Origin of the sequence: Rheinheimera sp., assembly GCF_036568245.1 — a bacterium.
Classification (GTDB): Bacteria; Pseudomonadota; Gammaproteobacteria; order Enterobacterales; family Alteromonadaceae; genus Alishewanella.
The window spans coordinates 1-2,993 of record NZ_DATCSY010000148.1 but is presented as its reverse complement, the minus strand read 5'-3'; the positions used below and the strand labels follow the sequence as shown (position 1 = coordinate 2,993).

Annotated in this window: 1 protein-coding gene and 1 pseudogene; both read right to left on the bottom strand. The window is 52.9% G+C overall.

What is annotated here, in order from left to right; all coding sequences use genetic code 11:
* The coding region (locus VIN66_RS06345) for a sensor domain-containing protein (protein WP_331923187.1) at positions 1 to 2,317 on the bottom strand (2,317 nt) is incomplete at its 3' end.
* A 350-nt stretch (positions 2,318 to 2,667) separates the two neighbouring features.
* A pseudogene (locus tag VIN66_RS06340) lies at positions 2,668 to 2,993 on the bottom strand (hypothetical protein); the annotation flags it as partial.

Below are 2,993 nucleotides of genomic sequence, written 5' to 3'. Positions count from 1 at the left end.
GCACCCAGCGGCCGATAGTGTGGATCAAGCCGGTTTCCTCGGCAATCGGTATGAAGGCTTCAGGCGCTATATCGCCCAGCTCAGAATGATGCCATCGCAGCAACGCCTCGGCGCCGATACACTGGCCGTTAATGTCGACCTGTGCTTGAAAGTATAGCTCCAGTTCACCATTGCCGATTGCACGCCGCAGTCCATCTTCAAGCAGCAGGCGGCTGGTCGCAGTGTCATGCATTTCAAGTGTATAGAACTGGATATTGCCACGGCCCAGGTGTTTTGCCCGGTATAAGGCCATATCTGCGTGGCGCATGATATCGAGCTCGCCTTCGCCGTTCTCGGGGAACAGTACGACACCGATACTGGCACCAAGATTAAATGCCCGGTCGCCGACATATAACGGACTTAGTAGTTTCTCCAGAATTTGGTGCGCCAGTTCACGTGCCATCTCTTCAGCCACCTGCAAGTTCGATGTGCAAATGCGTTGCAGCACCACAAACTCATCCCCGCCCATGCGCGCCACAAAACCACGCTCTGCGACTACCTTATCAAGGCGTCGGGCGACTGCACGCAGCACTTCGTCACCAACGTCATGAGAAAGCACATCATTAATATTTTTGAAATGATCGAGGTCGATAAGCAGCAACACACCGATTTCTTTACCAAGCTTCACCTCACGCAACATCTGGGATAGATATTCGTGTAAGTGCGCGCGACTGGCCAGGCCGGTCAGGTAATCATAGTATGCCATGCGACGGATGTGGGTCTCAGCCCGAAGGCGTTGCAGCTCGGCGCTGGCACGGGCGGCGAATATTTCCAGTATTTCCTGCACCTGTTCGATATGTTCCAGTGGTTTGTTATCAAGCACCACTATCAGTCCGAGCGGCTGGCCCTGGGCATCAAACAGTGGCGTGCCGATATAACCTTCTATACCCATCTCGACGAGCAGTTGATCCTCCGGGAACAATTGCTGCACACCGCGTGGGTAGGCGCAGGTAATCTGGCCCATCACATTAGCACAGGGCGTACCGGCCAGTGGATAACTAAAATCGGCTGCAGTCTGACCATGAGCGCAAACCGCGAGGGTGTTAATCCGTGCCACAGTTTTTTCCTCGAGTTCACCGATAAAAGCGTATTCAGCATCAAACAGCTTAGCCAGGTTTAGTGTCAGTTGCTGGAAGAAAGCCTCGCCAGTCTCAGCAGAAACACCTGCCGCGATAAGGCGCAGGGCATCTTCAACTCGTTTCTTATCCGTCACATCTTCATGCATCAGCACCACATCCGTTATTGTCCCGGCCAGATCCTTGATCGGATAGATATAGCCTTGTATCCAGCGGTCTCGGGAAGGCTCTTGCGCAATTCGGTTGACAACCGGGTTGTAGATGATCGGTGGGATTACTGCGGTCTCGCCAGTGAAGCTTTTTTCGAAATAAGGCATAACGCCTTTTTCGGCGAGCTGCCGGTCTTGCAAGATATTATACGAGGCGAGCCCCTCAACCTTTACGCCCCACAGCTTTTCCCAAGCAGGGTTGACCTGGCGGGTAAACCCATCCGGTGACAAAAGTTGAATACTAAAGGGCGACTGCTCGACCAGCGAGCGGAAACGCCGCTCGGAATTCTGTAGGTGTAACTGAAGCTCACGGCTGTAAGCCGCACTCATAATGATCACCATCAACAGATAACCAAACGGACCCAATTCGATGAAGTCTATTACCGACAGGCGCACAAGAATACCCTGTATCGAGGCCAGCAGAAACACACCCACGCCGAACAGCATCGCCAGATCTGTGCCACGGCGTTCCCGGCGATAACGCTCACCAATGGCATAAAGCGCATAACCAAACACCATGAACACGGTGGCGATGGTGAGGTACGTCCAAGCGCCACTATCGCCAATACCACGGGTAACAAGCTCTCCCCAGGGCAATTGCAAGGTCCGGATACCGTCAAAATGGTGATATTGCAAACTGTAGGGTTGACTTAGATTGACCATGAACAACAACGCAAACAACGTGCTCAACCCTATCAGCAAGGGTAAAGGCTGCTTCCCTGTGTGCCGAGCGATAAACCAAGGGAAAAGCCCTAAAAACAGGCATAAAACGGATAAATTCCAATTAAGTGCCTGTATGAACTCACGCTCATTGGCCGCCTGATAAATCAAGATGTGAGAAATAGAGAACGGCATCATCAACAAGCACAAGCCTGCAAACAGCAGCTGGCTGACATTAGATTGCCGATGCAATGCTAATAACAAGTGAGTAATACCAGCGTAGATACAGATGCCCGTCAGCACCAGCAAACCGAGTTGCACGATTTCAGTCATTGCATTCTCCACTATCCCTGGCCGGAACTCGAATACACCCGCAGCTTGCTTTTTCCTGATAAACCGTGGCCATGCGGCATAACAGTTAACTATACAAAACGTGATATTAAGACCCTGGACAGATTCTGCCTTTAGTCTCAATATATCCCATGCAGAAAAACACAAAAGCTTCAAATAATCAATTGCCTACAGCAAAGAAAGCCGCATCTTCTGGCTGGCTGGCAAAACTGCCTGGCGGCTATGTGGGGAAAATTTTTTATCCGGCGTGTAAACCGATTCCGCCGTTGTGCGTTAAACGTAACAGAGGCAGCACAAACCCCTGCCGGAAACCACAGACCCCAATCACACTGTCAAGGAGTAAGCCCATGAAAACCAAACCATTGATGCTGGCTGTTGTCCTGGCTGCAAGCGGTGCCGTGTCGGTCGCTCATGCCGAGCTCGGCGCCAGGCACCAACGCCACAGCTACACCGCCGACGTTACCCGTACCGCTGGCAACGGAAAAACCGTCAGCCGCCACACCGCGCAGACGGCCACCGCCACCGGTTTCAACCGCAGCACCGCCATGACCGCGCCCGATGGCAGAACCGCCAGCCGCACCGTGAGCGGCAACCGTGATGCCGAAGCCGGCACCTACACCAAAAGCATCAACGGCACCCGCTTGAACGGCGACACCTA